General features: G+C 56.0%; 22 protein-coding genes. 11 read left to right on the top strand and 11 right to left on the bottom strand.

The genetic code is table 11. The features are described from left to right. Nucleotides 1–17: 17 nt before the first annotated feature. Nucleotides 18–1,058 (bottom strand): aldo/keto reductase, encoded by a 1,041-nt coding sequence (locus N6P30_RS03495; RefSeq protein WP_023294555.1) that lies wholly within the window; start codon nucleotides 1,056–1,058, stop codon nucleotides 18–20. Nucleotides 1,059–1,239: 181 nt separating this feature from the next. Then, nucleotides 1,240–3,786 (bottom strand): autotransporter outer membrane beta-barrel domain-containing protein, encoded by a 2,547-nt coding sequence (locus N6P30_RS03490; protein ID WP_225828805.1) that lies wholly within the window; start codon nucleotides 3,784–3,786, stop codon nucleotides 1,240–1,242. Nucleotides 3,787–4,336: 550 nt separating this feature from the next. On the opposite strand from N6P30_RS03490, the gene N6P30_RS03485 reads away from it, so the two are divergent. The 3 genes from N6P30_RS03485 (at nucleotide 4,337) to N6P30_RS03475 (ending at nucleotide 6,740) form a co-directional block, all read left to right on the top strand. Then, nucleotides 4,337–5,884 carry a methyl-accepting chemotaxis protein gene (locus N6P30_RS03485; RefSeq protein WP_154827261.1) on the top strand — a complete coding sequence of 516 codons (1,548 nt, stop codon included), beginning with the start codon at nucleotides 4,337–4,339 and terminating at the stop codon, nucleotides 5,882–5,884. A gap of 126 nt (nucleotides 5,885–6,010) precedes the next feature. Next, entirely contained in the window at nucleotides 6,011–6,265 is a 255-nt protein-coding gene (locus N6P30_RS03480; RefSeq protein ID WP_023294551.1) for a hypothetical protein, read from the top strand. A gap of 202 nt (nucleotides 6,266–6,467) precedes the next feature. Beyond that, complete coding sequence (locus N6P30_RS03475; protein ID WP_023294550.1) at nucleotides 6,468–6,740, top strand: hypothetical protein; 273 nt, start codon at nucleotides 6,468–6,470, stop codon at nucleotides 6,738–6,740. A 44-nt stretch (nucleotides 6,741–6,784) separates the two neighbouring features. On the opposite strand, the gene N6P30_RS03470 is transcribed toward N6P30_RS03475, so the two are convergent. The 4 genes from N6P30_RS03470 to yghU all read right to left on the bottom strand — a co-directional run bounded on the left by N6P30_RS03470 (nucleotide 6,785) and on the right by yghU (nucleotide 9,006). Beyond that, a complete protein-coding gene (locus N6P30_RS03470) occupies nucleotides 6,785–7,111 on the bottom strand; it encodes a DNA-binding protein (RefSeq protein WP_008499799.1) in 327 nt (108 codons plus the stop codon). A 12-nt stretch (nucleotides 7,112–7,123) separates the two neighbouring features. Continuing rightward, a complete protein-coding gene (locus tag N6P30_RS03465) occupies nucleotides 7,124–7,456 on the bottom strand; it encodes a type II toxin-antitoxin system RelE/ParE family toxin (RefSeq protein ID WP_008499798.1) in 333 nt (110 codons plus the stop codon). 192 nt (nucleotides 7,457–7,648) lie between these two features. Then, nucleotides 7,649–7,981, bottom strand: coding sequence for a glycine zipper domain-containing protein (locus N6P30_RS03460; RefSeq protein WP_008499797.1), 333 nt, complete (start codon nucleotides 7,979–7,981; stop codon nucleotides 7,649–7,651). A 158-nt stretch (nucleotides 7,982–8,139) separates the two neighbouring features. Next, nucleotides 8,140–9,006, bottom strand: coding sequence for a glutathione-dependent disulfide-bond oxidoreductase (gene yghU / locus N6P30_RS03455; RefSeq protein ID WP_023294549.1), 867 nt, complete (start codon nucleotides 9,004–9,006; stop codon nucleotides 8,140–8,142). Nucleotides 9,007–9,251: 245 nt separating this feature from the next. Between yghU and N6P30_RS03450 the strand changes: the two genes are divergently transcribed. The 6 genes from N6P30_RS03450 (at nucleotide 9,252) to gss (ending at nucleotide 16,681) form a co-directional block, all read left to right on the top strand. Beyond that, nucleotides 9,252–10,841 (top strand): ABC transporter substrate-binding protein, encoded by a 1,590-nt coding sequence (locus N6P30_RS03450; protein ID WP_023294548.1) that lies wholly within the window; start codon nucleotides 9,252–9,254, stop codon nucleotides 10,839–10,841. Between the two features lie 45 nt (nucleotides 10,842–10,886). Beyond that, nucleotides 10,887–11,840 (top strand): ABC transporter permease, encoded by a 954-nt coding sequence (locus N6P30_RS03445; protein WP_023294547.1) that lies wholly within the window; start codon nucleotides 10,887–10,889, stop codon nucleotides 11,838–11,840. Between the two features lie 5 nt (nucleotides 11,841–11,845). Next, entirely contained in the window at nucleotides 11,846–12,691 is an 846-nt protein-coding gene (locus N6P30_RS03440) for an ABC transporter permease (protein ID WP_023294546.1), read from the top strand. Then, the gene (locus N6P30_RS03435; RefSeq protein ID WP_058673451.1) at nucleotides 12,684–13,661 is read left to right on the top strand and encodes an ABC transporter ATP-binding protein; all 978 of its coding nucleotides are present in this window, start codon (nucleotides 12,684–12,686) and stop codon (nucleotides 13,659–13,661) included. Before N6P30_RS03440 ends, N6P30_RS03435 begins: the two co-directional genes overlap by 8 nt. After that, nucleotides 13,658–14,635, top strand: coding sequence for an ABC transporter ATP-binding protein (locus N6P30_RS03430; protein WP_023294544.1), 978 nt, complete (start codon nucleotides 13,658–13,660; stop codon nucleotides 14,633–14,635). Before N6P30_RS03435 ends, N6P30_RS03430 begins: the two co-directional genes overlap by 4 nt. 183 nt (nucleotides 14,636–14,818) lie before the next feature. Continuing rightward, nucleotides 14,819–16,681: a bifunctional glutathionylspermidine amidase/synthase gene (gss, locus tag N6P30_RS03425; protein WP_023294543.1), complete on the top strand. Its 1,863-nt coding sequence runs from the start codon at nucleotides 14,819–14,821 to the stop codon at nucleotides 16,679–16,681. Between the two features lie 52 nt (nucleotides 16,682–16,733). Here gss and pgaD read toward each other — a convergent pair whose 3' ends face one another. Genes pgaD through pgaA form a run of 4 tightly spaced genes read right to left on the bottom strand, consistent with a single transcriptional unit; the run spans nucleotide 16,734 to nucleotide 22,870 of the window. Continuing rightward, entirely contained in the window at nucleotides 16,734–17,165 is a 432-nt protein-coding gene (gene pgaD / locus N6P30_RS03420) for a poly-beta-1,6-N-acetyl-D-glucosamine biosynthesis protein PgaD (RefSeq protein WP_023294542.1), read from the bottom strand. Beyond that, a complete protein-coding gene (gene pgaC / locus N6P30_RS03415) occupies nucleotides 17,165–18,493 on the bottom strand; it encodes a poly-beta-1,6-N-acetyl-D-glucosamine synthase (RefSeq protein WP_260629931.1) in 1,329 nt (442 codons plus the stop codon). Before pgaC ends, pgaD begins: the two co-directional genes overlap by 1 nt. After that, nucleotides 18,486–20,429: a poly-beta-1,6-N-acetyl-D-glucosamine N-deacetylase PgaB gene (gene pgaB / locus N6P30_RS03410; RefSeq protein ID WP_170226934.1), complete on the bottom strand. Its 1,944-nt coding sequence runs from the start codon at nucleotides 20,427–20,429 to the stop codon at nucleotides 18,486–18,488. Before pgaB ends, pgaC begins: the two co-directional genes overlap by 8 nt. Before the next feature lie 2 nt (nucleotides 20,430–20,431). Further along, nucleotides 20,432–22,870 carry a poly-beta-1,6 N-acetyl-D-glucosamine export porin PgaA gene (pgaA, locus tag N6P30_RS03405; protein ID WP_023294539.1) on the bottom strand — a complete coding sequence of 813 codons (2,439 nt, stop codon included), beginning with the start codon at nucleotides 22,868–22,870 and terminating at the stop codon, nucleotides 20,432–20,434. Between the two features lie 672 nt (nucleotides 22,871–23,542). Between pgaA and N6P30_RS03400 the strand changes: the two genes are divergently transcribed. Together N6P30_RS03400 and N6P30_RS03395 are read left to right on the top strand one after the other, a co-directional pair. After that, complete coding sequence (locus N6P30_RS03400) at nucleotides 23,543–24,094, top strand: LuxR C-terminal-related transcriptional regulator (protein ID WP_044597653.1); 552 nt, start codon at nucleotides 23,543–23,545, stop codon at nucleotides 24,092–24,094. 258 nt (nucleotides 24,095–24,352) lie between these two features. Then, nucleotides 24,353–24,679, top strand: a complete 327-nt coding sequence (locus N6P30_RS03395) for a hypothetical protein (protein WP_039265473.1) — start codon at nucleotides 24,353–24,355, stop codon at nucleotides 24,677–24,679. On the opposite strand, the gene N6P30_RS03390 is transcribed toward N6P30_RS03395, so the two are convergent. Then, nucleotides 24,657–25,475: a DUF4225 domain-containing protein gene (locus tag N6P30_RS03390; protein WP_023294536.1), complete on the bottom strand. Its 819-nt coding sequence runs from the start codon at nucleotides 25,473–25,475 to the stop codon at nucleotides 24,657–24,659. The genes N6P30_RS03395 and N6P30_RS03390 overlap by 23 nt on opposite strands. Between the last annotated feature and the right edge of the window lie 542 nt (nucleotides 25,476–26,017).

Here is a 26,017-nt window from a genome sequence, read left to right as displayed (position 1 = left end):
GACTGCTCGGTGCGGCCTTATTTATCAGACGACGCCTGCCACAGGTTCAACTCCCCATCCGCAACATGCTGGTCAATCCGCTTGAGTTCGTCCTCACTGAAGTACACGTTATCCAGCGCCCGAACGTTCTCCTCAATCTGTTCCGGGCGGCTTGCGCCAATCAGCACTGACGTCACGCGCGCGTCTTTCAGCAGCCAGCTCAACGCCATCTGCGCCATGGTCTGACCGCGCGCCTGCGCCATTTCACTCAGCAGACGCAGGCTGTTCAGGTTGGCTTCGGTCAGCATTTTTTCGTTCAGACCGCGGACTTTCTTGCCTTCACGCTGCATGCGTGAATCTTCAGGAATACCGTTCAGGTATTTTCCGGTCAGCAGCCCCTGCGCCAGCGGGGTAAAGGCGATGCACCCGGTACCGTTGGCCGCCAGCGCATCCAGCAAACCGGTCTTATCGACCCAGCGGTTGAGCAGGTTATAGGACGGCTGGTGGATCAGCAGGGGGATCTTCCACTCGCGCAGCAGCTCGGCCATTTTTTGCGTGCGCTCGGTTGAATAGGAGGAAATGCCTACATACAGCGCTTTGCCGCTCTGCACGGCGTGGGCAAGCGCAGAGGCCGTCTCTTCCATCGGCGTGGTTTCATCCACGCGGTGGGAATAGAAAATATCCACGTAGTCGACGCCCAGGCGTTTCAGGCTCTGATCGAGGCTGGCGAGCAGATATTTGCGCGATCCGCCTGAGCCGTATGGCCCGGCCCACATGTCGTAACCCGCCTTGGTGGAGATAACCAGCTCGTCGCGATACGCGGCAAAGTCCTCCCGCAGCAGACGGCCAAAATTCTCTTCCGCGCTGCCTGCTGGCGGGCCGTAGTTGTTGGCAAGGTCGAAATGGGTAATGCCGAGGTCGAAGGCTTTACGCAGCAGCGCCCGCTGGGCATCAAGAGGCTGAACGTGGCCGAAGCTATGCCACAGGCCAAGCGAAAGCGCGGGCAGGCGAAGGCCGCTCTTGCCACAGTGGCGGTACTGCATATTCTCGTAGCGGTCAGGGGCAGGGTACCAGGACATGATGTCTCCTTTTCTTATCGAGGAATTTTTGAAACGGCGTTTTCATTCTGTCCTTATCAAAACACAAATCCCGGGGAGAAGCGATGGCAGAACTCCCTGCCAGCAATTTTCCCCGGGATGCGTCAGACGTTGAGTCCCGCACTGCCCGGTACACGCAGGTCACCGGGCAATCAGACGACAATCAGAAGCTGTAGCTCATCCCCGCCTGTACGCTGGCATCGTTATCCACATCGCCAGTACCGACATAGACGCCGGTAGTCAGGGTGAAGTTATGGGCGATGGTGGCGTTGATACCTGCCCCAAAGATGCCCATGGTGTTGTTGTGACCGGAGGTGTTGTGATAATCCGCCGCCTGAATGTCGGTGTCATCGCTGAACTCTTTCTGGAAGCGCGCGTCGATCCACGGCATCACCTTCACGTTCTTGTTCAAATCGCGAAGGGTGGTGGTGAGCCTCACGCCCGCACCGCCGTTCCAGGAAGAGACCTGGCTGTCGGCAAAGGTGACTTCGCTGTCAGAGAAGCCGTTCGCTTTGGTCTGATCCCAGCCAAGAGTGGCGTAGGGTTGCAGCAGCGTTTCGCCTGGCAGCAACACGTTCACCCCGGTGCGGGCCTGCGCCAGATACAGACTGCCATCGGTGGAGCCGTGCAGCGCTTCCGTCATGCCGCTGGTATCGCCCGTCACGTTGTTGGCAGACAGCGAGTAACGCATATCGCCGTAGCTGAAGCTGCCGTCAGCAAACAGACCCCAGGTTCGGCCGTTCAGCGCCTGCTGCCAGCCGCCATACAGGCTGTAGTAGTTACCGTAAACGCTGTCTTTGAAGCTATCCGCGCCGTCGCTGGTGTCCTGCACGCGGCTGCGCGTCCACGCCAGCGCGATACCGCCGGTGACGCTGTCGCCGTTGTCCAGATGCGCCGTCCAGTCTACGCCGCCCTGCGCACCCTGAGTGATGCTTTTGTAGTCAACGTCGTTGCTGAAATTACCGTTCTGATAAAGGAAATCGCCCCAGACCTGCGCACCGTCCTGCTGTTCTCCCAGCAGGTTTGCCAGATGCACCTGGTTCATGTGGTTGCTGATGTCATCCGCTACCTGATGCCCGGCCTGTTCCGCTGCATCCAGGCCGGCTACCAGCCCCTGAACATCGCTCGCAAGGTTGCCCTTCTGGCTGTTAAATTCAATATTCCAGCTCTGGCTATTATCTGCAGTCAGCTGAGCCTGAGGCGCGCTGTCGGCCGCAATAATATTCAGACTGTTGTTGTAGTTATAGGCGCCGCTACGGTTCTCCACGGTCTGGTCGCCGTTGGTAAACGTGGCTGCTGCATAATTCTGCGGCGCACTGCTGCCCGACGTGGTGAAGGTCCCCAGGACTATTCCCTGCTGATTTTGCGCTGACGGCGTAATGCTGTTCACCACCACGGCGTTATTGGCGCCGGTAATATTACCGAAATTCACGTAGCTGTCGGTGCTCATGGTAACCAGCGCATTGCTGCCGGTGGTGTTGGCAATCAGGGTTGAACCGTTTTGCAAACTCCAGCTGGTTGCATCGTTAATTTTATCAATGGCAATGCTGTTATCACTGGTGGTATTTACCGTTTCAAACTGGCTTATTTGTCCGGATATAGAACTGCCCGCATCCATTGACAGGGTATCGCTGCCGTCACCACCGTTAACATTGCCATTGACATGTGAATCATTGGTCAGCACGACCGTATCATCACCTGCACCCGTTGTAATATCACCGTTGACGGTCGCGTTGTTCTGCAGCGTAATTGTGCTATTGCCCGTACTCTGGCTGGTATTTATCTCGCCGTTCACGGTGCTGTTATCCACCAGAACGGAATTTGCGGCGTTACCATCGACGGTCACATTGCCATTTACCACGCTGTTATTGGTCAATGAAATCAGCGTGGTGCCGTTTTCGTTAAAGACCCCAATGTCGCCGGTGACCGTACTGTTATCCAGCGCCAGCGAATCAGCCTTCGTTCCGTACATCGCGATGGCAACATCGCCAAAGGCATCCAGGTTGATGTCGCTGAAGGGCTTGTATCCGCTCAGTTTTACCGCCAGCGTGTCGATGTTCTGCGCGATTTCGCTCTGCGAGGCATCCACGGAAGCGTTAGTCAGCGTAATATTGGTATCAGATTTATCGCTACCCGCGTAAATACCGCCTTTATCCATCGTGCTGTTGCTGATGGCAATATTTTGTGCACCGGCTCCCGCACTGAGAATACTGCCGTGCAGCATGCTGCCGTCCTCAACGTTGACGGTGTGGTAACCTTTATCCATGGGGTCGAGATAAATGGCGGAACCCATCATATAGGCTTTCTTGCCCTCGTAACTTCCGGCGTCATTTTCGCCATTCAGCGTGGCGTCATCGATGGTCACCGTCGTATTGGTGGTTGCACCGGTATTGCCCACTTCGATCATATCGACGGTGGCGCCGTTATTCACCGTAATATTAGCCGTCCCCCCGTTGCTGCCCTGAATATAATGGCCGGACATGTCGGTACCAGAAACGGTTAATGACTGGGTATCCCCTGATTCACGGCTTCCATCCATAAAGATATTATTTGCGGTGGTGTCGGCCATAATGGCATTAGTCACGCCGGGATCTTCATAGAAACTATTATCTACATATTTCGTTAAGCCGCAGGTCTGCGATGTCACGCCCGGCTGGCAGGGCGTAGCGGGTGTTACGTTAGCCTGGGCGCCAAATGACGTTAAAGCCACTAATACACATTGCGAAAGCAATGTTCGATTCATTAATTTGCGCATTTGAAGTTCTCTGGATGAGTCGAAAATTGTCCGGCTCTTTTTAAATGAATTTATTTAAAATAAGAACTTCCTCAGCAGGTAAGGATGTAATGAAATCTAAAAAAATATCCTGCACAATAATTAGCGTTTAAATAATTAAATCTGATTAATAAATTTAATTTAATTCATGAGCTAAATGCTTTGGAATGATTTGCATACAAATTAAAGGGTTTCTTGACCGGTCGTGCGGTTCTTTGACCGTCTCATTCATCAGGGTATTCATCCTTTCGGGTTGTGAGGTTAATTAACTGTTTGTCTGTTTTACATTTCGACGGCTGCTGAAATATGAAAACATGTATTGAGCAGTAAGATTTTCCCCGCAGTGATTATCCTTTTCCGGCGAACGGCAGGGTAGCGAAGATTTTTATAAAATTACGCGCGAAATAGTATAACTTCGTCAGTTTCTGCCGATAACGAGGGTAAGACTCGCCTCTGGGCGAATTCACCCTCACGGCAAGGAAGACTTATGAATATGCTCCGTAATTTCACGATCCGTTTCGTCATGCTGGCGATTCTCGGGATCTTTTGTTTAATGTGGGCGGGTGTTGGGCTGTACAGCACCTGGTCTCTGTCTCGCGTTTCAGATGGCAACGAGGTGGACCGCCAGCTGGTCAAGCAGATGACGGTGCTCAGCCAGGGCAACGATCAGTATTTCCGCTTTGTGACCCGTCTGAGCCGCGCAATGGAAGTCAAAGCCGCAGGCGGCACGCCGGATCTGGCCTCTGCCCAGCAGGCGCTGGATAACATGGGCAAGAAGCTGGCCGAGATGAAGGCGATCTCCCCAGGCCCAATGGACCCCCAGGTCTCTTCCCGGGTGATCGGTGCCTGGCAGGCGCTGCTCGAACAGGGCGTGACGCCGCAAATGCAGCAGGCGAAACTGGGCGCGCTGGACGGCTATCGTCAGCAGGCTAATAACGTCACGCCAACGCTGAGCCGCGCGTTCGGCGCGGCGGCTGAAGAGTTCAACAATGCTGCCGCGAAGTCGCTCGACAGCACCCGCGTGGTGGTGGACGGCCTGACCAGCATGACCCGTACGGTGATTATCGTCGCTACGATCGTCGGTCTGCTGATCCTGCTCTTCACCGACCGTTACCTGGTCGCGATGCTGGTCAAACCGCTGGACCGCATTCGCCAGCAGTTCCGCCAGATTGCTCAGGGCGATCTCAGCCAGCCCATTGAGCCGTTCGGCCGCAACTGCGTGGGACAGCTGGTGCCGCTGCTGAGCGCCATGCAGGACAGCCTGCGCGAGGCGGTCAGCACGATCCGCTCCGGCAGTGAAAATATCTGGCGCGAGGCGACGGAGATTTCCAGCGGTAACAACGATCTCTCCTCCCGCACCGAAGAGCAGGCGGCGGCACTGGAAGAGACGGCAGCCAGCATGGAACAGCTGACCGCTACGGTGAAACTGAACGCGGAGAGCGCCCGCCAGGCAAGCCAGCTGGCCGATGTGGCCTCAACCACCGCCAGCCGCGGCGGTTCGCTGGTGGAAGAGGTGGTAAGCACCATGAGCGGTATTTCGGAAAGCTCGAAGAAAATTGCTGAAATCACCAACGTCATTAACAGCATTGCCTTCCAGACCAATATTCTGGCACTTAACGCGGCGGTTGAAGCAGCGCGCGCGGGCGAACAGGGGCGCGGCTTCGCCGTCGTGGCGGGCGAAGTCCGCAACCTGGCAAGCCGCAGCGCCAACGCGGCGAAAGAGATTGAGGGGCTGATTACCGATTCCGTTTCCCGCGTCGAGCAGGGTGCAAAGCTGGTAAGCGACACGGGTACGACCATGGATGCGATTTTGCGGGACGTGACGGAAGTGACAACCATTATGAAGCAAATCGCCTCTGCCTCTGAGGAGCAGAGTAAGGGCATTTCGCAGGTCGGTATCGCCATTACCCAGATGGACGGCGTCACCCAGCAAAACGCCTCGCTGGTGGAGGAGGTTTCCGCGGCGGCTTCGGCGCTGGAGCGTCAGACCGAAGATCTTCAGCGCTCGGTGCAGAAGTTCCGCCTTACGGCATAACGCAACGTTGTAAGGCCGCCTTGAGCGGCCTTACATTATTAACGCCTTCCCCATTCCGCGTGCTCTGAAACTGCTATTCTTTTGCTAACCCCTGACGTTCTGGACTCTCTTCTACGAGGTGTTGCTATGAACAGATCGTTATCTTTTATCCCTGTCCTTTCTCTCATTTTTCTGACGCTTTTCTCGGTTTCCACCAGCGCGACCCAGCAGGCGCAGGAGCGGCGCGTGGCGCGTGATGTCAGGCAGGAAACCCGCGACGCGTCACGGCAGGTGAAGCAGACCTGCGTGGCGAACAATAACCAGAGTAATCACGACTGCCGCCAGGACAAGCGTCAGATGAAACAGGCCGGACGGCAAAAAGCGCGGAATATAAAGTATTAACATAACAGGCGAGGCGGCATGCGAGCATGTTTCTTGCCGCCTTTCTAAAAAGCGTAAGTCAATATATTTCAAATATTAAAATATTCGCTTGTAACAATATATTTGGCATTTTCTGCACATTTCAGAACATGAAAATTAATATTGTCTTAAGAATTCGCCGACATAATGAATTATCTTCTTGAAGCCGGAAATAATTCAATTTATGAAAAACCGTATTATTTTATTTGCTGCCCTGGCAGGTTTTGCCGTGGTCAATACAGCGATGGCCCAGAGCGTCACGGTCGATGTCCCCACCGGGTATAAGGTCGTGATTGTTCCTCAGTCAGCCACGGTTCCCGAGGCGGTAAGCGTTGCGCCTGCACCTGTACAAACAACGTATGCCGCCCCTGCACCGGTCTATCATCCGCGTGCACGCCATGTGGCGAGCGTGGCGGAAGGAATGGTGATTGAGCATCAGTATGACGATCACCATTGATGTATTGCCCGGGTCGCATATCCGGGCCTATTTTGGAGTGGCTCTCACGCTGTTGTGTTTAATCCTGCTGTTGCAATTCGGGATATTGGGTATCCCGTTGCAGATGCCACTTCGGCGATACGCTTAAATGAGGGATTACCGTTTGGTGAAAGTGATTTGTAGAGTGATTCGCGAGAAATGCCTGCGCGTTTTGCAATGACAGTCATCCCGCCGGAGGCTTCTATAACATGTCGTAAAGCCAGCATGAATGCCTCATAGCCTCCGGGCTCGTCAATTTCAATGAAAGCCTGATGAAGATATACGGGCGCGAAATCCGGAGAATCTTTCAGGAGTTGTACCATTGCGTCATCATGGAGTACTGATTTAGCCATTGCGATTTCCTTTTATATCCTGCGCTTGTAGTCGTTGAGGTACTCAACGGCTCTTTCAATATCTGCACTTTGCTTTTTTTTCGTTCCAGTCAGTAGCACCAGACTCACTGCGCCATCTGCCGGATCGGAGACTTCGCTGAAATAGACACGGTAACCCGGCCCCTGGTTAATTCTGAGCTCTGAAACGCTCTCTCTGCATGGTTTACAATCACCATAGTTACCCGTTGACATTCTGGCGACACGCGTGGCAATCATGGCTTTTGCTATGGGATCTTTCACACTTCTTAGATATGCATCAAAAGGGTCATACCCATCAGCTGTGATGTAGTGTTTAACCTTAGCCATTATTGTAGCCTGTAGTTTACGATAAGCAAATGCATTGTAATCTTCAGGCTACGACTGGCAATTGTTAACATCGCTGCGACAGAGGGGAAATGCTATTTCGGAAAGCGGCTCGCAAAAATGCGAGATTGGGTGCGGGATTAATACTGAACAGCAATGAGACCGGGCACGCGCTGCGACGCCCGGCGAAGTTTATCAGTGCGTCGCTTCACCAATCAGCGCGCCCGTTCCCGCGCCAACGGCTGCACCTTTCAGCACGCTCTTGCCGGTAACCGCCGCGGCGCCTGCGCCCACGGCAGCCCCTACGGCGCCGCCTTTACGCGCGGCTTTACCTTTGTCGCCGTTTTTGAACATGGCACCTGTGCCTGCGCCAACAACGGCACCGCCAACGGTGGATTTCAGATCTTTGCCCGTGGCCGCGCCAATGGCAGCGCCTGCTACCGCGCCAGCGGCGGTTTTATCGATGGCCATTCCCGAGGTGGAAAAAATGAGGGCGCTGATAACCAGCGTTGTTTTAATCAGTTTCATAACAGATCCTTTGTGACTGCTGTCGGTTGATACGTCGCTTCTCACTCTGAGGTGAGAAAAACGCACAGATAGTGCCAGCAATACCGGCTCAACCTTTAGGCCAATCATGCCCTGCGAAAGGATCTCGGTTGCCGGGCGGCGATCCGCCCGGCAGAACATTACGCCTGACGCTTATCTTCCGTATTGGTCTCGAAGTCGCTCGCCGCGTGGCGTTCGTGAAGCTGCTCGTTCAGCTCGCCGCTGGTGCGGTTAACGATGCGTCCGCGCTTAACGGCATGGCGGTTCGCCACGTCTTTCGCCCAGCGCTGCACGTTGGTGTACTTTTCTGCGTCGAGGAACTCAGCGGCGTTGTACACGCTGCCCAGCGCCACGCAGCCGAACCATGGCCAGATGGCGATATCGGCAATGGTGTACTCCTCACCCGCCACGTAGCGACCGCGCGCCAGCTGTTTATCCAGCACGTCGAACAGGCGTTTGGCTTCCATGGTAAAGCGGTCAATCGCGTACTCAATTTTCACCGGGGCATAGTTATAGAAGTGGCCAAAGCCGCCGCCGAGGAACGGCGCCGCGCCCTGCAGCCAGAACAGCCAGTTCAGCGTCTCGGTGCGTCCCGCCGGATCTTTCGGCAGGAAGTGGCCGAATTTCTCCGCCAGATAGAGCAGGATATTGCCGGATTCAAAGACGCGCGTTGGCGGGCTCGTGGAGTGGTCACGCAGCGCCGGGATTTTCGAGTTCGGGTTCACCTCCACGAAGCCGCTGGAGAACTGGTCGCCCTCGCCGATGCGGATCAACCACGCGTCGTACTCCGCGCCCGTCACGCCCAGCGCCAGCAGCTCTTCGAGCATGATCGTCACTTTCTGGCCGTTCGGTGTGCCGAGCGAGTAGAGCTGCAGCGGGTGAGAACCGACAGGAAGATCTTTCTCATGGGTCGCGCCGGAAATGGGGCGGTTGATGTTGGCGAACGCGCCGCCGTTGTTCTTTTTCCATTCCCACACTTTGGGTGGCTGATACGTGTTGTCTGACATGTTGGCCTGCCTTTTGAGTGATGTGTTGAGGCAGTGTAGCAGGAGATTTGTGAAGCGTTTAACGAACTGAGCGTAATCGATCTGCCGCTATTCCTTCCGGCGCTTATATATATCAAATCCGGCATAAGCTTAATCGAAAATCGCATTTTCATAATTAATGCGTAAACGGATAAAGCTGCATATGATGCTTCAACATAAATAAAAGATGCAGTCATAAACACTTTATAAGGCAAGGAGTTAGTGAGATGCGCAAGCTTCTGTTATCGGCAGTGGTTGTTTCGCTCGCGTTAGGCCTGGCGGGCTGTGATGATGCGAAAAATAAAGAGACAAATACGCCCTCAGCGGCAAAAAGCGATGCGCCAAAAGCGGGCGGTTCGCTGATTATCGGTATTACCTCCGGCGACCCGTTAGCTGTAAATCCGCTCTACGCCAGCGACCGTACCACGTTGACGATCATGCAGGCGCTCTATGCCCCGCTCTATAGCTTCAACAACGGTAAGATCGAATGGGGCCTGGCGGAAAGCCTGACGCCCTCTGCCGACAACCTCAGCTACACCCTGACGTTAAAACCGAACCTGAAATGGCAGGACGGCCAGCCGCTGACGGCGGACGACGTGGTCTTCACCTTCAATAAGCTGCTGGATGCCAAACAGCACAGCTTCTTCCGCAGCATGTTCACCTACGGCGATAAGCCGGTACAGGTAAGCAAGGTTGACGACCGCACCGTTAAGTTCACCTTACCGCAGGTCAGCGCGGCCTTTACCGGCACGCTGGTACAGATCTACCCGATCCCGCAGCACGTGTTCGCCAGCGAAGGCGACCTGGAAAAGAGCAGCAAAAACGATGCACCGGTCGGCTCCGGGCCGTTCAAATTTAAAGAGTACCGCGCCGGACAATATTATGCCCTGACCCGTTTTGACGATTACTGGAACGGCAAAGCGAAGCTAGATTCAGTGACCTACCGTTTCGCCAAAGACAGTAACGCCGCCAACCTTGCGCTGCAAAACGGTGAAATCAACCTCAAGATGGTTGACCCGCAGGACGTGAACCGCCTGAAAAATACCGGTAAGTTTGACTTCGTGGTCTATCCGGAAGGCCGTCTGGCCTATATGACGTTCAACCAGAACGTGCCGGTAATGAAGAGCAAAGCACTGCGTCAGGCCATTGCGTACGCCATCAACAAAGACGAGCTGACCCAGACCGCCTTTACCTCGCTGGACTACGCCAAACCGGCGACGTCCTTCCTGACGCCCGATACGCTTTACAAGACGGATGACGTTGAACAGTACAACTTCGACCTGCAAAAAGCCAAAGAGCTGCTTAAAGCGTCCGGCGCGCCGGACAACCTCAAGCTGCGCCTGGCGTATGTGAATACCAACAAAACCCAGGAGAGCATGGCGCTCTACATTCAGCAGGCGCTGAAGGGCATTGGGGTGAACGTGGAGCTGATGCCGCTGGACTCCAACGCCATGTCTCAGCGCAGCCTCGATATGAACAACACCGCGTGGGAGCTGAACCTGGGCGGCTACATCATGGGCTCAGAGCCGGACGGCTACAAATCGCTGTTCATGAGCAACGAAGCCTATAACTACGCGCACTACAAAAATCCGCAGTTTGATGCCCTGTGGGATAAAGGCGCCGTGGAAACCGACGCCGCAAAACGTGCCGATATCTACAAGCAAATTCAGCAGACCGTGGCGAACGACATGACGTACTACCCGATCGCCTATACCAATGCGACCGTCGCGGTAGACAAGCGTTTCGGCGGTACCGAGGAAGCGGAGCCGAAACCGGTCTATCTGTTCCAGGATCTGTCAAAAATCTATCAGAAATAAGCGATTGCCCCGGCCGTTGGGTCGGGGCCTTGGTAAGGGCACGTCGTGAACACACTCCTCACGCGTCGGCTGCTGCAGCTGCTGCCGATGCTTTTCTTCATTTCGCTGGTGGCGTTTTTGCTGGTCAAGCTCGCGCCCGGCGATCCGGTGGCGGCGTACATCACACCGCGCATGGCTCCGGAAGATATCGAACGTATTCGCCAGAGCCTGGGGCTGGATAAGCCGCTGGTCACGCAGTACGTCCTGTGGCTGAAAAACGTCCTGCAGGGCGATCTCGGCTATTCGCTGATTTACCACCGCCCGGTGCTGGAGATGATCGGCGAACGCATTCCGGCCACCCTGGGGCTGATGGGCGCGTCGCTGCTGCTGGCGATCGTGCTGGCCATCCCGCTGGGCCTGCTGGCCGGGGCATTTAAGCACCGCGGGCTGGATCACCTGCTGAACCTGTTCGCCTATATCGGCATCTCGGTGCCGATTTTCTGGTTCGGCATTTTGCTCATTACGGTCTTTGCCGTGCAGCTTAACTGGTTCCCCAGCATGGGAATGCGCACCATCGGCATGGAGGATAATGTGCTGGACGTGCTGCGCCACGGCGTGCTGCCGTGCATTGCCCTCACGTTCTACAACCTCTCCAGCTACGTGCGCTACATCCGCTCCAACACCATCTCGCAGCTCTCTGCCGACTATGTGCAGACCCAGCTGGCCTACGGCGCCACGCGTTCCAGCATTCTGTTCCGCCACGTGCTGAAAAACGTGCTGCTGCCGGTGATCACCCTGTTCGGATTGTCGTTCGGTGAGCTGATTGTGGGGGCCTACGTGACGGAAAGCGTCTTCTCCTGGCCGGGGATGGGGCTGCTCGGGATCCAGTCGATCGCTTCGCTGGACTACCCGCTGATCATGGCGATCATCATGCTCTCGTCGATGATGCTGATCGTCGGTAACCTGATCGCCGATCTGCTTTATCGCTTCGCCGATCCCCGCATTCGTACGCTGAGGTAACCCGCATGAGCAGACGCTGGCAGCAGGTTCGTCACCAGCTGCGCCGCAATCGTCCGGCGCAGTTCTCCCTGTTTGTGCTTTTTATTTTCGTTGTCGCCGCGCTCTGTGCGGGCTTGAGTCCTTACGATCCGGATCGGATGGCGCTTGGCGCACGCACGCTGCCGCCGGATGCCGCACACTGGTTCGGCACCGACGAGTACGGGCGCGACTACTTCACCCGCGCGCTGTATGGCGGGCAGATCTCCCTGATGGTCGGTTTTCTCGCCATGCTCTTTTCCACGCTTATCGGCACGGTGGTGGGAACGGTGAGCGGCTACTTTGGCGGCTGGCTGGACAACCTGATGATGCGTGCCGTGGATATCCTGATGGCCATTCCGGCCTTCTTCCTGCTGCTGGTGGTGAATGCTTACCTCAAGCCGGGCGTGGATAACATCATTCTGATCATCAGCCTGCTGACGTGGATGAACATGTCGCGGCTGGTGCGCGCAGAAACCTTATCGGTGAAAGAGCGCGAGTATGTGCTTTATGCCCGCGCGTCGGGGGAGCACCCGCTGCGCATTATCGTGCGCCACATTATTCCCGGCGTGCTGCCGACCATTATCGTTGCCGCCACGCTCAATATCGCCTCGGCCATTCTGATGGAGTCGACGCTCAGCTTCTTAGGGCTGGGCGTACAGGCACCGGCGGCGTCGTGGGGAAGCATGCTCAACAACGCCCAGTCTTATATTGGCGAAGCGTCGTGGCTGGCGATGTTCCCCGGCATTCTTATCCTGCTGACGGTGTTCAGCTTTAACGTGCTGGGCGATGTGTTCCGTACCGCCTTTGAGCCAGGAGCGAATCGCGATGAGTAACCTGTTAGCGCTTGAGAACCTGCAAACCACCTTCCGCACCCGCGAGGGCGAGGTTCACGCGGTGCGCGGCGTGAGCTTTCAGGTTCAGCCGGGGGAGCTTGTCGGCATCGTCGGCGAGTCGGGCTGCGGGAAAAGCGTCACCTGTAAGTCGATCATTCAGCTTCTGGGGAGCAACGGACGGATAACCGGCGGCAGCGTTCGCTTCCAGAATGACGATCTGGCGCAGAAAACCCCTGCGCAGATGCGCGCCATTCGCGGCAACGAGATCGCGATGATTTTCCAGGATCCGATGACCGCCCTGAACCCGGTGCTGACCATCGGCAAACAGATGGCAGAGATCCTGATGCGCAATAAAGGGCTCACCAAAAGAGCGGCCAAAGCGGCGGCGATCGCCATGCTGGAACAGGTGGGGATTGCCGAGGCGGAACGCCGATACGACCAGTATCCCCACGAGTTCAGCGGCGGGATGCGCCAGCGGGTGATGATCGCCATTGCGCTCTCCTGCAACCCGAAGCTGCTTATTGCCGATGAGCCGACCACCGCGCTGGACGTCACCATTCAGGCGCAGATCCTGCGACTGCTGAAAAGCCTGCAACAGCAGACCCAAACCGCGATTCTGCTGATCACCCACGATCTCGGCGTGGTGGCGCAGGTCTGCAGCCGCGTGGTGGTGATGTACGGCGGGCTGGTGATGGAGGAGGGGAGCGTGGAGGACATTTTTTATCGTCCTGCACATCCTTATACCCAGGGGCTGCTGGCCTCGCTGCCGCGCCCGGATGAGGTCAACCAACGTTTATCGCCCATTGAAGGCGCGCCGCCTGGCCTGCTTAACCCGCCGCCGGGCTGTCCGTTCGCCGAACGCTGCCCGAAACGCATGCCCCAGTGTGAACGGCAGCCCGCTTTTTACGCCATGGGTGAAGGCCATCGCGCCGCCTGCTGGCTATGGGCCGATAAGGAGATTCAGGCATGAGTGAACAACAGGCCCCTTTAGTAAGCGTGCGCGATCTGCGCAAACACTATCCGCTTAACGGCGGTTTGCTGCGTAAAGGCGCGGCGGTGAAGGCGGTTGATGGCGTGAGTTTTGATATCCAGCCCGGCGAGACGTTTGGCCTGGTGGGCGAGTCCGGCTGCGGGAAATCCACCCTCGGGCGCGCCATCCTGCGCCTTTTCGATATCACCGCGGGCGAAATCCACTTTGCCGGACAGGCGATTGCCCACGCCCGCGAAAAAGAGCTCAAGCCGCTGCGTAAGCGGATGCAGGCGATTTTCCAGGACCCTTACTCCTCGCTTAACCCCGGCATGACGGTGCGGCAGCTGGTGGCTGAGCCAATGCAGATCCACGGCTACAGCCGTGAAGAACAGCGCGAACGGACGGAAACGCTGCTCTACAAAGTGGGGCTCAAGCAGGAGCACCTTGAGCGGTTTCCGCATGAGTTCAGCGGCGGGCAGCGCCAGCGCATCAGTATTGCCCGCGCGTTGTCCGTGCGTCCCGAATTTGTGCTGTGCGATGAGCCGCTCTCGGCGCTGGACGTCTCGGTGCAGGCGCAGGTGGTGAATATTCTGCAGGATCTTCAGCAGGAGCTGGGGCTGACCTATCTGTTCATCGCCCACGATCTCTCGATGGTGCGCCATATCTCCAGCCGCATTGGGGTGATGTACCTCGGTAAGCTGGTGGAAGTGGCCCCGGCGAATGAGCTGTATCAGCGTCCGGCGCACCCTTATACCCGCGCGCTGCTGGCGGCGGTTCCCCAGCCCGACCCGCGGATTCGCAACCTCGAAGACGCCACCCTGCGCGGCGAAATGCCCGGCCCTACGTCCGCGCTGCCGGGCTGTAAGTTCTGCAGCCGCTGCCCGCACGCCATGCCGGTTTGCCAGACGCAGGAGCCAGCGATGCAGGAGATCGCGCCAGGGCATTTCGCGGCGTGCTGGCTGTTTAAGATGTGAGCCTTAAACGTGTCGGGTGGCGCTTCGCTTACCCGACCTACAGGGGTTTGTGTTTTGTCGGCCGGGTAAGGCGAATTATTTACCACGCAGGTGTATGATAAACGCTCCTCTGTCAGGTTAATTACAACGTGCAGACGACGACAACCCATAAAAATTGCCGCCTGCCTGTTTTAGGTTGGATACATGCGTAAAGGAACGTTAAGCAGTGATGCGCCATTCGGGACGTTGTTAGGCTATGCGCCCGGTGGCGTGGCGATTTACTCTTCAAATTACGGCAGTCTGGACCCGCGAAACTATCCGGAAGATGCGGATTTCCGCAGCTACATCGGCAACGAATACATGGGCCACAAGTGGCAGTGCGTTGAGTTTGCCCGCCGTTTCCTGTTCCTCAACTATGGCTTCGTGTTTACCGACGTCGGTATGGCGTGGGAAATTTTCTCTCTGCGCTTTTTGCGTCAGGTGGTGAACGATAACATTCTGCCCCTTCAGGCGTTTGCCAACGGCTCAAAACGCGCGCCGCGCGCCGGGGCGCTGCTGATCTGGCAAAAGGGCGGCGAGTTTCACGAGACCGGCCACGTGGCGGTGATCACCCAGCTTCTGGACGATAAGGTGCGTATCGCCGAGCAGAACGTGATTCACTCCCCGCTGCCGCTCGGGCAGCAGTGGACGCGCGAGCTGCGCCTGAGCGTGGAGAACGGGTGTTACACCCTCCACGACACCTTCAGCGACACGGAAATTCTCGGCTGGATGATCCAGACCGACGACACAGAACACAGCATTCCGCAGCCGGAAATCGACGGCGAACTGCTGAAAATCAGCGGCGCGCGGCTGAAAAACACACGTCAGTTCGACGGGAAATGGCTCAACGAAAATGACGCGCTGCAGCAGGCGTATATCCGCGCCAACGGTCACGTGATCAACAAAGATCCCTGCCAGTACTTCACCATTACCGAAAGCGCCGAGCAGGAGCTGATCAAAGCCACCAACGAGCTGCACCTGATGTACCTGCACGCCACGGATAAGGTGCTGAAAGACGATAGCCTGCTGGCGCTTTTCGACATCCCGAAAATCCTCTGGCCGCGCCTGCGCCTCTCCTGGCAGTGGCGTCGTCACCATATGATCACCGGTCGTATGGATTTCTGCATGGATGAGCGCGGCATCAAGGTCTACGAGTACAACGCCGACTCCGCCTCCTGCCATACCGAGGGAGGGCTTATCCTTGAGGAGTGGGTGAAAAACGGCTATCGCGGCAACGGGCATAACCCGGCGGAAGGCCTGCTGGAAGAGCTAACCGGCGCGTGGAAGCACAGCCACGCGCGGCCGTTCGTCCACATCATGCAGGACAACGATGTCGAAGAGGACTATCACGCGCTCTTTATCCAGCGTTCTCTGCTGCAGGCCGGGTTCGAGACCAAAATCCTCCACGGGCTGGGGGCGCTCAGCTGGGATGCCGCCGGACAGCTGATTGACGACGAAGGTCGCCACGTCAACTGCGTGTGGAAAACCTGGGCGTGGGAGACGGCGATAGAGCAGATCCGTGAGGTCAGCGAAACCGAATACGCGGCGGTGCCGATCCGCACCGGACATCCTGAAGGCGAAGTGCGCCTGATTGACGTCCTGCTGCGCCCGGAGGTGCTGGTCTTTGAACCCCTGTGGACCGTTATTCCCGGCAACAAGGCGATTCTCCCGGTGCTGTGGCAACTGTTCCCGAATCACCGTTACCTGCTCGACACCGATTTTGAGGTCAACGATCTGCTGAAGCAGACCGGATATGCCGTCAAGCCGATTGCCGGGCGCTGCGGCAGCAATATCGACCTGATTAGCGCCCAGGACGAACTGCTGGATAAATCCAGCGGCAAGTTTGTCGACCGTAAAAACATCTACCAGCAACTGTGGTGCCTGCCAAACGTCGACGGCAAGTACATTCAGGTCTGTACCTTTACCGTGGGCGGGAACTACGGTGGGACCTGTCTGCGCGGCGATGACTCGCTGGTGGTGAAGAAAGAGAGCGATATTGAGCCGCTGATCGTGGTTAAAGATAAGTAGTTCTTACCCGCAATAAAAAAGCCCCCGCAGGACATCCTGCGGGGGCTTTTCGTTACTGTTCTTCCTCTTCCTGCCCGTTGATCTTCAGATCGATGATGCGGCCAATCTGGTCATGATAGACCGTCAGCAGGTTGTACTGGCTCATCTCAGAGATGATCTGCGGTGAAACATTAAAGCTGCGGGCCAGCTCTTCCTGGTGAATATAGCCCGGCTGACGCCGCCTCGCGTGGGCCCGACGGCGATTGTACTGATACCACAAAATCAGCAGCCAGCCGTTGAGCGCGGCGAACAGCAGGTAGAGCAACACCGTATTAAAGGACGCAATAATCACGCTCCAGCGGTGGTCGCTCTCCTCGGTGAGCTGCATCCAGAGCCGGGCATACAGGAAAAACAGAAAGCCTCCCCACGCCACCAGCGTTAACGCGGCATCGAAAAGACGTGGCAACAGCCGATGTTCGGTCAGAATTAAGGTATTTTCGTTCATTAAATGCGTCCTTTTCCCCGGTCCGGACTGATCCAGCGCGCGCGGGCGCGCTGGCGTTTAAGCATGACTTTTGGAAACGCGACGAGGGTGGTGAACAGGCCGATCATCCAGTACACCATCGGGAACCAGATCACCCAGAAAAGCGAGCTGGCCACCTTCCGTTCATAGCGCCGCTCGATGAACAGGCTGACCAGGAACTGCAGCAGGCACATCACGCCCAGCAGCAGCCCGGTAAACTCCGGTGGAAAGAGGCTCTCCACGGTCAGCCTGGCGGGAATCGGCGTGATATGGCTGAGGATAAATAACAGCACCGTCATGGCGTAGGCGAAGGCCCACAGCGTTGACAGGGCATACTCAAGAAACAGGGGCCACATGCGGTGATGCTCCCAGCGCACAATCCTACGCAGGTTGACCAGAAACACCTCCGCACCGCCCTGGGCCCAGCGCAGACGCTGTTTCCACAGGCCCTTGAGCGTCTCCGGCATCAGGATCCAGCACAGCGCCCGCGGCTCGAAAAAGATATCCCAGTGGCGCAGCTGGAGCTTCCAGCTGATGTCAATGTCTTCGGTGATCATGTCCGGGCTCCAGTACCCGACGTCCGCCAGCGCCTGTCGGCGAAAGGCGGCGATAACGCCCGAGACGGTAAAGACCCGGCCATAGATCCGCTGCGTCCGCTTGATGAGCTCGATAATCGATGAGAACTCGCCCACCTGAATGCGGCCAATCAGCGTGGAGCGCGTGCGGATACGCGGATTCCCGGTGACCGCCCCGACGTGGGGATACTGAATCAGCGGGGCCACCAGATACGCTGCCGTATCGCGGTCGAGCAGGGCGTCGCCGTCAATGCAGACCAGCAGATCTCCCCGGGCCGCCGCTGCCCCGGCTTTGAGCGCCAGCGCTTTCCCCTGGTTTTCCGCGAGATTAATTACCCGCAGGCGCGGATGTTCCTGCGCCAGCGCCTGCAGCACCTGCGCGGTGTTGTCAGACGAGCCGTCGTTGATGGCGATAACTTCGATATTTTCATACCGCTGATCCAGCGCGGCGCTGATGGTCTCCCGGGCATTTCGTCCCTCGTTGAAGCAGGGGATAAGAATGGAGATGAGCGGCTCACCGGCGAGCGTCGGGGCGGGCGTCTCTTTCTCCCACGACCAGTGGCGTTCAAGCTGAAACCAGAAATAGAGCCCGCCGGTTATCCAGAGCACGGACATGAACAGCGGCCAGAAGAACACAAAATCCAGAATCAGCTCGCCGGTAAAGAGGGCGGCCACGCCTAACGGCAACCCGAATACCAGACATAAAATGGAAAAGGCGATAATGCGATCAGTCATTGTCAGGGTACCAGTACGAAGAAAATACAGGCCTGATGCGTGAGATATCAGGTTGGTTGTTGATGAAATCGTCGGGGTAGTAGCCGTAGTTTTTGACGCCGTTCAGCTGGAGCACGCGCATCCACTGTGCCAGCTGGCTGTCGGAGACGGCGCGCTGCGGTTTCCGCTCCCAGTCCCGTGCCTGCAGCTCGAAAATGGTTTTATCGAGCGCGCCGTGACGCGCGGCGACCGCGTTAACCAGACGCGTCAGCCAGGCATCACTTTCGTCTGCCGGGACGGACTCCATCAGCGGCATGGCCATCGGCACCGTCCAGTCATACTCCGCCAGAAAATCGTCAAGATTCTGCGCGAACCACGCTTCGCTTTCGGGCTGCAGAATGGGCAAGGCGAACATGTTGCGCGCGGTTTTTATCTGCGGGCCACGGATATGCTTCACCGCGAGGCTCAGGGCGTGGGTAAACCCGATAAGCGTCTGGCTTTTCTGACGTGTTGTGCTCTGAGGGCCATCGTCCACGTCGGTCAGCACCGCATCGTCATGGAACAAGATCCCGTTGAAGCTGGCATAGCGGGCCAGATCTTCATAGAGATCCGTCACCTGCTCGCGCACCTGCGGGTCCCACGGGGAGAGCCGAATATAGGGATCGGTGGCTGCGCGTCGCTGGCCTGACGAGCGGTCCCGACGCTGCACGCGCGGCAGGGCAGGATCGAGATCGAACGAGAGCACCGGCATCCACGCGAAGACTTTCACGCCCGCGCGGGTTTGCAGCTGCCAGGAGACAAAATTAAAGAGATCGGCCCGGACCGGCAGCTGGCGGTTGGGGAAATAGAGCGCCTTGATCCTGCCGTCGCCCTGCGGGTCGGCAAACGCCTGCAGGAAAACATGGCTGATTTTCATGTCGTAGACCCGCTGAATCAGCCTGTTGATATTTTGCGTCTGCTGGGCTGGATTGGGATCGTAAACGTAGTCGAGATCGACGTGCATGACGCGCACGGGTTCGTGCTCCTGAGCCTGGCTGACCGTACTGGCAAACGCCTTGAGCGAGGGATTGCCGGCAATCAGCAGACGGGGGATGTTTCCCAGCTCCTGCACGTTCCCCAGTCCGTCCTCAAGGGTAAAGGCCAGCTCATAACCCTGCTGTCTGGCGATGGCGAGCGACGTGCCGTTGGCGGCACCGTAGGGCCAGACCCAGGCGCGCGGCGCCTTGCCCGTCACCTGCGTGATTTTTTCAGTCACTTTGCGAACGTCATCGCCGATCCGCTGGCTGAACTGCCGATCGGTTTCATAGCGGCCCGTCGCTTTATCGTAAAAGCGGTTGGCGATGGCGGGTTCGCGGCTGCCCTGCGGGTTGGCAACAATGCCGTAATGCGAGGCCCAGGTGTGCGACCCGATCTCAATCAGCGGAGACCGGCTGAGCTCGCGCACCATGTCCCACGTCGCGAAGCGATCGCGTGGCGTCATCAGGCCGCCGAAGTTAACTTTTTGATTTTCCGGCGTATCCACCCAGCTGCCCACCGGCGCCCAGAGCGCAGGGACGTTCCACGCCTGAAGCAGTGGCCAGACGCGGGTGTAAAAGCTGCTGTAGCCGTCGTCAAAGCTGAGCAGAACGGCTTTGGGCGGCAGCGTTTTTTTTCCGTCATGGGCATCCAGAATGTCCTGCACGCTGATGACGTGATAACCGTTGTGCAGCAGCCAGCTTATCTGCTCGTTTAGCGCGCTGGTGCGCACGGAGAGGTAGCGCTGATCGGCGGCATCGTCTTCGACGTCGTGGTAGGCCAGCACCAGAAACTGGTTCTGCGGCCAGGGTTTACTCGCCTCCAGCTGCGGCCGTGCGCTGGGCGCAATAAACGAGAGTGCCTGCGCGCAGACGCTCGCGCTGAGGCAGAGCCAGCCGATGAGTATCAGGCTCGCGGAAAAACGTGTGTTCATTATCATCATCCTTAAAAGCGTAAAGTCGCATCAAACGTGACGGAGAGGTTGCTCTCGCGTTTGCCGTCGTAAGGGCGCTTGTCCCAGTTCAGCATCACGCCGGTATCCATGACGTTGTTCCACTGAACGCGTTGTCCGTAACCCAGCACAGCGATGGCACCAGCGGACTGATTTTTCTGCCAGTAGCGGCCGCCTCCCGCCACGAACTGCTGGCTCCAGAGGGTGTCGTAATGGCGATACATCTCATGGTCAACGGCCAGGGCGGCCGTCACGGAGAGATCCCGCGCCGGGTTGTAATAGAGGGTGTCCTGCAGGCTGTTTTTGCTGGCAGCGATCCCCGGCTCGAGATCCAGCGTCAGGGATGGGGTCTGCCAGAGACGCTCCTTGCCCGTGAGGGTGTATTCCTGTCGGCGGTTATGGTCCGAGAAGCGGCTGAGGGCGGCGCTGAACTGATACTCACGGCGCTCGTTTTGATACCAGCGCACGCCGCCTTCCCCCCGGTTGGCGCTGATCCCGTTGCGTAACGCCCGCAGGGGCGTGTTGCGCGACAGGCGCTCAAGGCTGCCGCTGACCTGCCAGCTATCGGTGAGGCTGTACGTCGTTGAGAGGCGAGCGCCCGGCTTGTTCGCGCCGTGATAGCGGTTGCTTGAGAGCTCGGCTTCGAGCTGGAGATCGCGTGGCCGCCATTCGATGCCGCCCAACAGGTGACGGCTGGTGCCTTTGCCTTCATCGAAATTGCCCTCTGCATAGCGGGTGCCGGCAAACAGCCGCCAGTTATCCGCTACGGGCGGGCCATAGAGCGTGGCGTCCCAGTTGAGGTCGTGCGTCCCACTGACAGGGTTATCGGAGTGCAAACCCTTGCTCGCGTTGAGGCGCAGCTCGGACATATGGTGGACGGTGCGGAGCCTGTCCAGACGCCTTGCGCTGCGATCGCGCGGCGCGCGGGCAACGACGTCGTCGGCCAGTAAATCCATCTGCCGCCACTCCTGCAGATCCATGGCGACGTAAGCCTGCTGCTGCTCAAGCTCCAGATTCGAGGGCTCCAGCGCCTCCGCCATTTTCAGCGTTTGCTCGGCCGCGCGCGGCAGGCCTCGCGCCTGAAGCAGGGTGGCGTAGTCAATCTGCAATCCCTGATTGCCCGGCGCGGTTGCTGCCAGACGTCGCGCCAGCTTTTCGGCTTCCGGCAGGGCATTCGTCGCCAGCAAGTAGTTAAAACGGAGCGACTGACCGGTAAGCCACCGATCGTTCGGTTGAGGGGTAGGGGAACCGAAATCGTAACGGGTCCAGGGAACGTTGCGGGTGTGGCGCTCTGCATACCGGCGGGCGGACGGATACTCTCCCGTATCCAGCCAGGCGTAGAAAAGCGCGTGCTCCTCGTCCTGCGGATCGGATGCGTACTGCGGATAGCGTTGCAGAAGCGCGAAGGCGGCGGCAGCGTTTTTCTCCTGCAGATATGCGGAGATCACCCAGCCGATTGCCCAGCCCGGCACCGGATGCCGGGCTGCCGTCAGATCCTGATATTCTCTGATGACCCGCGGGTAATCGGCATGGGCATACAGCGCGCCGAGCCGGTCGATACGCGCAAGCACGACGTCTTCCGCCGCCTGCGGCTCGCTCTGCCAGCGAGAAAGCAGCGCGTCGTAACGATTCAGCGCAGATTGCGCAAGCTGCAGGCGCTCCTTTTCTGTTCTGCCCGGCACGTCTGCAAGGCGAACGCTTTCGGCGGCGGCATTCAGCTCAAGACGACGACGCTCCGCGGGGGCTAGCGCCACCTTTTGTGAAAGCAGGAGCGCGGGGGTATTGACCCGGTTATCCGTTAGCGCGTCGACCCGCTCGCGGAGAAGCGCGTGATTTTCTGGCGCGATATACAGCGCGCGCGTGTCGGCTAAAAGCCGATCCCAGCTTTTTCCCTGGCGTAGCCAGACGTATGCCAGCGTCTGAAGATGCGCCTGAGAGGGGGCCTCCGCCACCAGCCGTCGGGCCTCCTGAAGGGCAAGCGTATCTTTACGGGCATCGGCCAGGGTTTTGATGTAGCCGATACGATAATCGTCGTTATCCGGCGCAAGGCTGCGCGCTTCTTTCCAGAGCGCCAGAGCGGGCTCCCACGCTTTCTGATTTCGTCTGGCCTGCGCGACAGCCGCAACGCCGCGGGCGGGCAGCGGCATATAAATGCTGTAGCGCTGCCAGACCTGAATAACCTCGTCATCATGACCTGCCCAGGCAGCCACCTGTAACCAGTCCGCAACGTGCTCAGGCGTCAGGGCATGCTGCTGCTGATAACGCTGAAGATAATCGAGAAACGACGTGTAATTACCGTTACGCGCCTGTTGAATCTGTTGCTCATAAACGGATTCCGTCGCCTGAACCAGAACAGGAAAGAGTAATAACAGAAACAATAATGTTGGGGTGCGATAAAAGAATAATGTACTGAAGCGAAGCGATCTTTCCATATCTATTTGCCATTTGTTTATCATGAATCCATTGCATAACACGGCTGCCTTTTAACTCTGCGTTAAAGGCCATAAATGAGAACATTAAATCTGAATGCAGTAACGTTAAGGGGTACTTACTTAAAGGTAATTATGGCGCCTCATCTTAGTGGACTGGATGGGAGGTAATGTACACCCGATATGTTGCCCGATAAATATGCTGAAAAGCGGCTGTGTCGTTTTGAGATAATTCTGTAATGAGCAGATTTTTGTGTTTATTTTGAATTGAGTGATTAATTACAATTCATTGAAATATAATGATTTTATTTTTATTGTGACAGTTTTGTATATATTTTTAATGACGCTTGCTAGCCTCAATTAAAGTACTTTCTGGTGCATGTTTGGGAAGTTTCATGACAAAAATTCTTAATGTTTAGAGAAGTGACTTTTCTGCGATTGTTTTTTATTTATAATTAAAGACAGACATTGAATGATAGTCTACAGGAAGTCTTGCTCATCAATGTGTGTATTGAGGGATGTCTAAAGCCAGAATACATCTATCGTTAATATTACAGCGCTATAAAACGAAGGCGGTCTTCTTTTCGTAGGATCGTTCTTGCTTTAATCTAAAAGGGATGGTTAGTGGCAACTTCAATAGTGTTAGTGACTCAGGATCGCTACCTTGTCAGGGGGATGCGGATATTTTTTCCGGATATTATCCTGCTCGATTCGATTGACAGAAACATATTTGATAACGGTGCAGATGAATATTCTGTATTGATTGATAGTCGTGCGCCGCTCCGTTTATATGATTACCTGATACGCCATCCGGCCAGAACGAAAAAAACGATTTGCTGCGTTATGCTTGATATGCGCCATCGCGAGGAGAATCTGCTCAGTATGAAGCTGTTTATGAATACGTCGCTGACGGCGCCGGACATGGCCTCGCTGTTTAACCTGGTGCTCAATATGAAGGGCCGTCGCCTGACCACGAAGTGGCTGCTGAATTTACGGCTGAGCACGCATGAAACGATCATGTTGCGGTTGCTGAGAGCAGGGATGTCAATGGAGGAGATTGCAGGCGAGCTGAATACGTCGGTGAAAAGTCTCTATCGCAAACGAATGGCGCTCTCGGAACGGCTGGGGGCGGAGAACTTCAACGAGGCGTGTTTGTTTATCTTCAAAAACAAACTGCTGGGCGCAGGTGGGAACGATCCCTGGGTTGGGGAGAGATCAAAAGCATAATTGCGGGCGGTATTCTGAGGTTTGAGAACGCTGGATGAGGACAACTTCCTGGCCTTGGGTTTGGATTTACTCTGGCTCAAAACGACACAAGGACGTTGTCATGGACACGATTGAAGAGTCTGGTCACCGCCACTGTAAGATATCTTCAACTATTTGATATAAATATAAATTTGACAAATATCGACAGGTAGCGATTTATCCGTCAAATTCAGTTAAACTTCGTCACATGTTTCAGTGAGTTATGGGATGGTTAGTAGAATGACCAGCGAAGAAGCACTTTTAAAATCAGGTTTTAGTAAACGAGATCTTCAAAAGCTAAAAAACAATATCGAGAATTACGGTGGTTCGTTTGATAGCGTAACTCATGATCTGGCCAATCGTTTTAAGGCAATGAAGTGGATAACTATTATTGCCTTTATCATACTGGCTTTAACTCTTTTACTTGCATCCAGGGATACAAGTCTGACACTTGCGCTCACGTTATTGATTGTACTACCTTTTATCTGGTATATAACGCCAGCAAAACTTGGCTACAAATCCTGGCGTTACCGTAAAATGCTGACTAATTCTGAGACGGGTCGCTGACGGACAACAGATCAAAAATAATCTTAGCTTTCACGCCGTAACCTGCTATTTTCATTGTAAGCTGCGGGCGGCTCAATGTGCTCACCTTTCGGTAATAGTCTGTGGGTAGATAACGAAACAGTCGCCAGGTACCAGGTCGCCGTAACAAGCCAAAAATGGTATACGCATTAGCGGCCAGTGAGATTGATTTGTAGACACCTAAACCATTCTCACGACTAAAGCCCATAAACTCAGCTGTAGACATCGCGGCATTCGCGACCAGCCCTTCACTGGTAGTGTTGTTCGTTGCGTAGCGAGCCACTTCTTTACTGATGCTGTTTGCCCCGTCAGTAACCAGAATCGCACCAGCAAGAACTCCGAGAGGGGTCATCGTGCCAATCAGTGTAAATCCTGCGGCTATTTCAGCACTGGCCAGGACAACACTAACTGCCGAGATAACATACCCAACAATTTTGTTATTCTCTCGGATGAACTCGACTTTCGCGTAAAGCTTCGCTGCCTTCGTTCGTAATAAACGAGCTTGTTCCAGGAGGTTATAGTTTTCTTCTCGAAGTATTTTAACGCAGTCCATGCATTCTTTATCTGATTTAGCCTGACGAGCTAGCGTAAACTGTTGTTCTATGAGGTCCCGAATTTCCTGAATGAACTTCATTCGAGTCAGACCATCGCTGAGATGAAAAGCCGACAGAGTGTTGGCTGTATTTACCAGTTTCCTGGCTTCCATATTCACCATCGTTTCCGCCCAGGCTTTATTTCTTCCACCTGATTGCATCATGTTAAGCAATGCTGCATCCATTGTAATTCCTCTCAATTGCTTTACCGGCGTCTGTTTAGACTGATAAACGGCTCCCTCTGACTGCCATGCGTGCCAACGCATGCACAATATAGTAGCAATGTGGTTACGGGGTCTGAAGCAGAAGTCGCTTTTTGCAGCTACACACCTCGGCCTACTAGACGGCTTTCACCGGGCATCACCGAAAGTATCAGGCCAGATTTTTGCTCAATGGCATCAATGAGAAGCCCGTTCTCGCTTGAGTGGCCGCTGTAGTAGGGAAAGGGCAACACCAGCGGAAAGCCAGCCGTTTTTGTCGGGAATTTCACCATCAATCAGGCCGGATGTGCAGCACGACTGGACGTTTTCGGAGGCCCTGGGCAATCCGGCATGTGTCCACTGTATAGTAGGTGCCGTTTCGGTCTTTGGTAGGCTTTATCATAATGCCCATTTTGTACCACCGGGAAGCGGGGCCGGAGGAAAGATAAGAGGGGTAACTACTGATAAACCAACAAGTTGTTGACTCAGAAAGCAAAAACCCGCCACGAGGGCGGGTTTTTTGAATA

It is taken from the genome of Enterobacter sp. PL1 (assembly GCF_945957325.1).
Lineage (GTDB): Bacteria > Pseudomonadota > Gammaproteobacteria > Enterobacterales > Enterobacteriaceae > Enterobacter > Enterobacter roggenkampii.
Note: the sequence above shows the minus strand (reverse complement) of the source record. Positions and strands in the feature narration are given on the sequence as shown.